The organism is Thermosporothrix hazakensis, assembly GCF_003253565.1.
GTDB lineage: Bacteria > Chloroflexota > Ktedonobacteria > Ktedonobacterales > Ktedonobacteraceae > Thermosporothrix > Thermosporothrix hazakensis.
Window position 1 is genome coordinate 282874 of the sequence record NZ_QKUF01000002.1, and the last position, 7566, is coordinate 290439.

Annotated in this window: 7 protein-coding genes; 3 read left to right on the forward strand and 4 right to left on the reverse strand. The window is 53.2% G+C overall.

Features of this window, described 5'->3' with window-relative positions:
• Positions 1-77 precede the first annotated feature (77 nt).
• From EI42_RS06495 to EI42_RS33125, 3 genes are all read right to left on the reverse strand, one after another.
• The gene (locus tag EI42_RS06495; RefSeq protein WP_111320060.1) at positions 78-2411 is read right to left on the reverse strand and encodes a peptidase domain-containing ABC transporter; all 2334 of its coding nucleotides are present in this window, start codon (positions 2409-2411) and stop codon (positions 78-80) included.
• A 3-nt stretch (positions 2412-2414) separates the two neighbouring features.
• Positions 2415-2603: a hypothetical protein gene (locus EI42_RS06500; RefSeq protein WP_111320062.1), complete on the reverse strand. Its 189-nt coding sequence runs from the start codon at positions 2601-2603 to the stop codon at positions 2415-2417.
• Positions 2604-3293: 690 nt separating this feature from the next.
• Positions 3294-3506 (reverse strand): hypothetical protein, encoded by a 213-nt coding sequence (locus EI42_RS33125; RefSeq protein ID WP_211326054.1) that lies wholly within the window; start codon positions 3504-3506, stop codon positions 3294-3296.
• Positions 3507-3743: 237 nt separating this feature from the next.
• Between EI42_RS33125 and EI42_RS06505 the strand changes: the two genes are divergently transcribed.
• Positions 3744-4601, forward strand: a complete 858-nt coding sequence (locus EI42_RS06505; protein WP_111320064.1) for an LLM class F420-dependent oxidoreductase — start codon at positions 3744-3746, stop codon at positions 4599-4601.
• Positions 4602-4739: 138 nt separating this feature from the next.
• On the forward strand, positions 4740-5612 hold the full coding sequence (locus EI42_RS06510; RefSeq protein ID WP_111320066.1) for a thermonuclease family protein: 873 nt from the start codon (positions 4740-4742) through the stop codon (positions 5610-5612).
• A 72-nt stretch (positions 5613-5684) separates the two neighbouring features.
• On the opposite strand, the gene EI42_RS06515 is transcribed toward EI42_RS06510, so the two are convergent.
• Positions 5685-6434: a CHAP domain-containing protein gene (locus EI42_RS06515; RefSeq protein WP_170142412.1), complete on the reverse strand. Its 750-nt coding sequence runs from the start codon at positions 6432-6434 to the stop codon at positions 5685-5687.
• A 257-nt stretch (positions 6435-6691) separates the two neighbouring features.
• On the opposite strand from EI42_RS06515, the gene EI42_RS06520 reads away from it, so the two are divergent.
• Entirely contained in the window at positions 6692-7444 is a 753-nt protein-coding gene (locus EI42_RS06520) for a YqjF family protein (RefSeq protein ID WP_111320070.1), read from the forward strand.
• The last annotated feature ends 122 nt before the right edge of the window (positions 7445-7566 follow it).

Below are 7566 nucleotides of genomic sequence, written 5' to 3' on the forward strand. Positions count from 1 at the left end.
TTCTGGTTGACAACAACCGTGCCCGTTGAAAGCCTGCCGAACGCTCGACAGTATGTATGCACGTGCTGTCGGCATGTTTAGACTTCCCTGAAAGTATCCCCTCCCTGATCCCCCAACATTCCACGGCCGGTATCTTCCATAATTTCACCGGTTGCAAGCTGGTGACGTATCAGGCGCGTATACACACCTCCACGCTGTAACAGCTCATTATGCGTTCCATACTCCATGATACGTCCTCGTTCAAGCACAAGTATAATGTCTGCATCTTTGACGGTGCTCAAGCGATGAGCGATGATAAACTTGGTACAGGGCAGCTTGCTAATATTTCGCGCAACCCGGCGCTCAGTCCCGACATCTAGCGAACTGGTCGCCTCATCCAGAAGCAACAGGGCCGGTTGATGGGCCAGTGCTCGCGCAATCGCAAGACGCTGTCGCTGTCCGCCAGAAAGGACACTTCCACCCTCTGCCACTGGCGTCTCATAGCCCATTGGCAGGTTCACGATGTCCTCATGCAGGGCCGCCAGATGCGCCGCCCAGACCACCTGATCCATGTTCATATCAGGGTTGTTGAACGAGATATTCTGTCTTACAGAACCGCTGAAAATAACGGCATCCTGCATCACTGCTCCAAACTGCGCCCGTACGGCCTGATAGTTCATCCGCTGCAACGGGATCCCGTCGTAGAGAATCTCGCCTTTGGTCGGCTGATACAGCCCCAGGAGCAGTTTGCCAAAGGTGCTCTTCCCTGACCCGGTTCGCCCCACGATTGCCACAGTCTGCCCGGGCTGAATTTCCAGGTTGATATCTTTCAGCACGTCCTCTGAGGCCACGTCATAGCGAAAACTCACATGTTGCAATGTCACGCGTCCACTCAGTTTGGGCGGAAGAAAGACTTCCTGTTCATCTTGCTCCGGCTTCTCGCGCATCACGTCGGCGATACGCTCAAGGTGCGAATAAACGAGCTGGATGGTCTGGCCGCTCACCATCAACGATGAGAGTGGAGTCAGAAACGCCACGGTCAACGAATTGAGCGCTAACATCGTTCCCACCTGCATCGAGCCATGCAGCACAAGCATGGTTCCGGTCCAGAGCAGGGCCAGCGGCGCCAGGGTCGTTGTCAGGGAGCGCACCATCTCCGAGACAGACGAGAGCAGATTGCGCCGAATGGAGGCGTTCAACTCCTGAAAGAAGCTGTTCGACCAGCGCTGCAACGCCTGTTGTTCCGCTCCAGCGGCTTTCAACGACTCAATACCAGTCAAGGTCTCGGCAGCATATCCGTATGTTTTTCCCTGGGCAGCCAGCTCACAGGACGAAAGGTAGTGCAGTCGTCGTCTTGTCAGCATGAAAATCAGCATTTGTAACGCGCCGATCCCCAGACCCAGCACACCAAATATGGGCGACTGCCAGAACAGGATGAACAGATATCCTGTCACCATGCTTCCATCAAGAATGGTAGAGATGAGCTGCTTGCTCAGCGTATCGCGCACAACGGTATTACTATTTAAACGTGCAATAATATCACCACTTGAACGTTGCTGGAAAAAGCGCAGTGGAAGCTGCAACAGATGCTCGAAAAAGCCTACCATCATTTGTATATCCACACGCGCCTGTAAGTAGACCAGCACGAGCGCCCGCAGCGTCGTCGTGACCAACTGAGCAAGGAACAGCACCAGAATGCCGGCAGCCATCCAGACCATCACAGACTGCTGCTGCAACGGGATGACACGGTCAACCATCAGCTTGGTCAACGCGGGCACACTCAAGCCAAGCACCTGCACCAGAAACGACGCCAGCAAGACCTGAACCAGCATCCCCGGCGCTTTCCGGGCAAGATTCGCGATATACGAGCGAAGCTTGATCTGACCCACGCCAGGCGTACGGTCAAAGTGCACTCCGGGCTCAAGCAACAGCACAACTCCGGTGAATCCCTCATCGAATTCCTCCTGAGTCATCCGGCTACGCCCGACCGCAGGATCAACCACATCGACATAACGCGGCGTCCAGCGTTCCAGCACCAGGAAATGGTTGAAATTCCAGTGTACGATAGCAGGGAGCGGGAGGTAGCGAAAGTCACTCTTCTGCAAGGAGAGCGCTCGTACCCGTAAGTTGTAGCTCTGTGCAGCCTTCACCAGGGTATGGGCCGAAGCACCTCCCCGCCCGATGCCGCATCGCTCCCGGATCTCCATGACGCTTGTCTTGCGCCCATAGTAACTCAGAATCATTGCCAGACAGGCCGCGCCACACTCGACTGTGCTCAACTGCAAGATTTCTGGCACTCTCCGTCTGAATGGCAACTTTCCTGAAAAGGTCCGCAGAGCGTGTTGAATACCTTTCTGTTGCTCAACAGGCAAACGGGCTTGTTTTGACCCTTCGTCTCCTCTGGTTGCCTGCTCCTGATCTACTTTTCGCATTGCTTACCCCCCAAGCAAAGCATGAATCTCTTGCGTTATCAGAAACAGCCCCAGAAGTAGCAGGGCCAGCGCTACCCAGAGAAACTTGAACACCAGCGGGATCATCAGGCGTGGTAATACCTGCTTCTCCTGTCGCTGGAGATAGCGCTGCAAGGCTACCTCGCGGAAAATGATGCGTTTTGACTTTTCCATGAACACCCCTCTATACCAGCTTCATTTCATCCCTGCACGAAGCAAAATGGGAAAAAGTTACACATACAGATCCATTCCCATTCTATACGCGTTCCTTGCTCTTGCTTGTGTCTCGAACCCATAGCAACTGAACTGGTACTGCTATGAATTCTTTTCCTTACGCAACTCAACATGTATTCTTTCTGCTGCGTGAACTCCAGATTCAACGACTTTATGAAATAGCTTGAGCGTACTTGATCGAACTTACCTCATTCGATCTTCACCATCGCTCGATTAAAATATATCATGTACAAAAAGCTCTACCAGTACCACACCCGAAACCATCTCCATCGGCTCTAGAGCTTGTATGAGCGCGTCGGAGAACTCTCACATGAGTCCGTTCACGCTACATTGCAATTTCGGCATGATTAGATTCATTCCCTGAAGAAAGAACTGGCAAACTCTTTTCACTTTTCCCTGAGCCAGAAGAGGTATTCCCTCTGCTCAGTGGCATCTCTATAACTATTTCTACCATAACCACAAAAGGGGCATACTCAACGGATCGCCTCTTCTCCTTCCCATCCTTGAGGTGTGCTTCTCTATATATGCAGGGCTCTACAATAAATGCAGGTATGACTTCACGGTTGCAACACCTGCTACAAATGCATAAGATTGCTTCATTTTTTTGCGTTTTGAGAGACATACAAGCGCTCAACCGGCCACAAAAGCCGCTCCGGCAACACCTCCCATTCGTCTCAAGCGGTGCGCTCGCAGCATCTCCCGGGAGGCAAGACCGCCCGGGCCCGTATTCGTGCCACCTCCGAGCCAGGTGGATGCACCGATCATAGAGAGCCCACGCACCGATATACGATAGCGCGGCTGGCGATAGACATGCGATAGACATATTTCTGAAAAAAGATGCACCGAAAGGAACAGAGGAATAGAGTGCAATCGATAAAAAGAGCCGTTGCTGGACAGAGCGTATCATTTTTCCTTCTCGACCAAACCTCATCTCTGATTTCACTTTTTCTTCAGTTTGACCACGCTGAAAGCCTATTCGGAATAAACACTCCATCTTTTCCGTTTCTAAGAAAGAGGAGATTGTATCCTGTAATACTCGTTTATCTCCTCTGTTCTGCTGGAAAGGAAAGAAGCATTACAATGGTACAAATAGGGGTTGTTTTCCCACAGACCGAGAGTGGAACAGACACCGGCACGATTCGTGCCTATACACAGGCTGCGAACGATCTGGGCTTTCAGCATATGGTCGCCTATGATCACGTGGTAACTACCGGGCCAAGCCATCCCGATACCTATGCCTATGGGCGCCAGCTCTTTCATGAGCCATTCGTCCTGTTTGGCTATCTGGCAGCGCTAACCGAGATGGAGCTTGTACCCGCGGTGATTATCCTGCCGCAGCGACAAACAGCGCTGGTCGCCAAGCAAGCGGCAGAGATAGATATTCTGACAAAGGGAAAGTTCCGCCTGGGCATCGGCGTGGGCTGGATTCCCGCCGAATTTGAGGCGCTCGGCGTCAACTTCAACGAGCGTGGGCGCATCATGAACGAGCAAATGGAGGCGCTCCGTCTGCTCTGGACACAGGAAACCGTGACCTATCATGGCAAATATATCACGTTAAACGACGTCGGTTTAAATCCCATGCCGCTCACTCGCCCTATCCCGCTCTGGCTTGGCGGCAGCGCTGAACCGGTTCTCCGTCGTCTTGCCCGCCTGGGTGATGGATGGTTCCCACAGGGCACGCCCGAGCAGAACAAGCCCACCCTGGAGCGCCTGCGTCGCTATTTTCAGGAGGCTGGCCGTGATCCCTCTACGCTTGGCATCGAGGGCCGCATCAACGCCACCGACGGCACTCCCGATACGTGGCGACGCCTCGCGGAAGGCTGGCGCGACGCCGGAGCCACCCACCTGTGCTTTAGCACGATGAACGCCGGATATACCTCAATCGATCAGCATATAGAGGCAATTCGGCGCTTTAAAGAGGCCGTCAGCGACCTGTAAGCGCTGCTACACTTCCAGCTCCTGCTGCTCAGCGGACAGGAGCTTTTTGTCTGGTTTTTTCTCCACACAGGTACACTATATCTAGATAGAGACCGGACCGAGGGAACAGTATACCCGGCGTAGAAAGGAGTATGACCTGTGGCATCACCCTACTACCTTGCGATCAAAGGGGACTTTGTGATCAAGGGGAAAAAACCGGATGGCGATTCTCTCCGCTTCATTGCCCACAATCTGGAGCTCTACAGGCTGTTGCAACGTGCCTATCGCATCAAGGTCTCTCGGGATGGAAGCGTGCAGCTCCGCCTCGAAGGGGTGGACGCGCCCGAGCTCCATTATGGCACACATATGCAGCCGCTTGGCGAGTGGTCTCGTGATACGCTCCTGGCATGGCTTGGCTTCCAGAATATCGTTTACGAGCAGCATCGCGTGACCGATTCCACCCCGCTGCACATTCCAGGCGCGATTCTGACGCAGGCCGCAGAGGTCAATGGCCGTCCGATCTCCTATATCCTGATAGGTCCGCTTGCAGACGGCCTTCAGGATGGTACATGGACTCTACTTGACCCCACACTGCTTCAACAAACACTCAACTTCACTCTGTTGAGAGAGGGGACCGCCTATTATACAACCTACACCTCCACGTATATTGAGCACCGCCGCCTGCTCCGTGACGCCGCAGTTCAGGCCCGTTCAGACCTTAAGGGCGTCTGGCGCGAGGATCAGACAAACAGTTTTCAACTGGTCAATCAGGACTCCATCGGTCCCCAGGGACAGCTTCTTCTCCCCAAGCTCTTTCGCCGCTGTACCGACTATCTGAAAGATGTTGAGAACGGCTATGATGGCAATCTGCCAGACTGGTTGGTCTGGATATCGCAATCATCACGCGATGAGAATGATATGGTGGTCATCCAGGATGCGCTGGAAATTCCGCTCAGTGATCTGATCCTGCAACAGAATCAAACGGTTCGTTTTCAGGTCGATCTTCTCGATATTGTTTTTGTCGAGAAATAAGAGAAAAAGCGCCAGGGAGGGAAGATAGATCCCTCTCTGACGCTCCGTGTCACACAACGAATCGGGCGCACACTATTTGTATGGAGGATGCCGCATTTCCAGGCTGGTCGGGCGTACGAACTTGAAGCGCTTCATCTCGCGCCTGTGGCTCCATACCCAGAGCAGACGCCTATCTTTGCCGCGCATGGTGTTGCCCTCAATCGAGGTAAAGGTACCTCTGCTGGCCTGTACTGAGACCACAAAGCCCGCATGTGAAGCTCGCTTATTCCTGATCAGGAAGATGTCACCCGGGCGTGGTGCCTCCACCAGACTGCGATGCTTCTTGCCCCATGCGTAGATGCTTGTCACCAGGGAAGGATTATCCCAGGGCAGTTGCTTATTCTGATGTCCGGCGGCATCAAGCGCCCAGGAAACAAAGTCCGCACACCAGGGCTGACATCTGTGCCCGAAGTAGCGCGAGAACTTATTACAGTCGGGACCTCCCTGTTCCCGATACCCCTTCTGCCGTATCGCCAGTCGCACCGCTCGCTCGCCGATGGTTTTGCCCCTGACCGGCATCGGCATCGCCATATAGAGGTCATCCTTGTAGGCATCCTCACCCACGCTATCATCAATCAACTCGTCATCCACGATCCCGACACGGATGAGCTCTTCGAGGTCCAGTTCATCGAACCGGGGAATATCAGAGATGTGATCGGGCTCCGTCCAGAACTCGCTGTCCAGTTCCCTCGTCTTGCTTGCTTCCAGGCCGCATTCAGAGATTTCCAGCGAGTTCATCTCAATTTCCAGCTCATTCATCCTCATCTCTTCATGTAAACTCATGGCCTTTTCCTCTTCTTTCTTCAAGCACGCCTGGTCAATAAATGCTATAGAAAGCATACTGAATTCCATAAAAAGAGGAAAGGTCGTTCTGATAGCAACCTTACAATTACTATGGGGCAGCAACGGAACAGCCAAACCACAGGCAACCATCCAGAAGCACGAGAACGTGAAAAGTAGCCCATCTGAGACATTTTGAGTGAGATAGGCGTGCTACTTTCTATAACCTATGTTCTCAGCACAGGGAAAAGGAAGGAGCAATGCAAACCGCAGAGATTCTACAATCAGTTGAGCATCGACCGTTTCCGCTGCATTCAGGTGCGTGGATTATGACGCAGCGATGGAAGGATGTTCTCTTCGCACACTGGTCACTGACGCCCGAGGAGCTCCGGCCCTTTGTCCCTTCCGCGCTCTCACTTGACACGTTCGAGGATCAATGCTGGCTGACGATCACTCCATTCTCCATGTCACATGTTGCGCCACGGGGCTTCCCGCCAATACCTGCGCTCTCCGATAGCTACGAGCTCAACGTCAGAACCTATGTGATTGCCAATGGAATACCCGGTATCTATTTTTTCAGTCTGGATGCAAGCAATCCACTGATGGTACTGCTGGCGCGGCATGTCTACTCTTTGCCCTATTTCAAGGCACGAATGCATAGCGAACAGAGAGGGAACTTGTTCTTTTACAGCAGCGTGCGCACTGATCCAAAGGGACTCCCGGCTACCTTTATCGCCCGCTATCAACCACACCCGGCAATCTTTCAGGCAGAACGTGGCACGCTAGACTACTGGCTGCTTGAGCGCTATTGCCTCTATACCGTGATCGGACGCCAGAAAATCCTGCGGGCTCATATCCATCATCGCCCCTGGGAGTTACAGAAGGCGCGAATGGAGATCCTCTATAACTCGATGACGCTTGCGGCTCGCTTTCCACTCCCGGAGCAAGCGCCACTGCTGCATTACTCGCAAGTACAGGATGTGCTGGTCTGGCCGATCTTCCCGACTACCTGAACTATGAAAAGAGAGGGAACTTCAGCTCCCGATCCGCAGTGAACATAAAAAGAGAGGGAGAGCCAGTCTTTGTCTCTCCCTCCCCGATCCGCAGTGAACATAAAAAGAGAGGGAGAGCCAGT

Bases quoted from the DNA above. Each gene is read 5' to 3' on its own strand.
- EI42_RS06505 (WP_111320064.1), top strand. From the start codon at position 3,744: ATGGTACAAATAGGGGTTGTTTTCCCACAGACCGAGAGTGGAACAGAC.
- EI42_RS06520 (WP_111320070.1), top strand. From the start codon at position 6,692: ATGCAAACCGCAGAGATTCTACAATCAGTTGAGCATCGACCGTTTCCG.
- EI42_RS06515 (WP_170142412.1), bottom strand. From the start codon at position 6,434: ATGAGTTTACATGAAGAGATGAGGATGAATGAGCTGGAAATTGAGATG.
- EI42_RS06500 (WP_111320062.1), bottom strand. From the start codon at position 2,603: ATGGAAAAGTCAAAACGCATCATTTTCCGCGAGGTAGCCTTGCAGCGC.
- EI42_RS06495 (WP_111320060.1), bottom strand. From the start codon at position 2,411: ATGCGAAAAGTAGATCAGGAGCAGGCAACCAGAGGAGACGAAGGGTCA.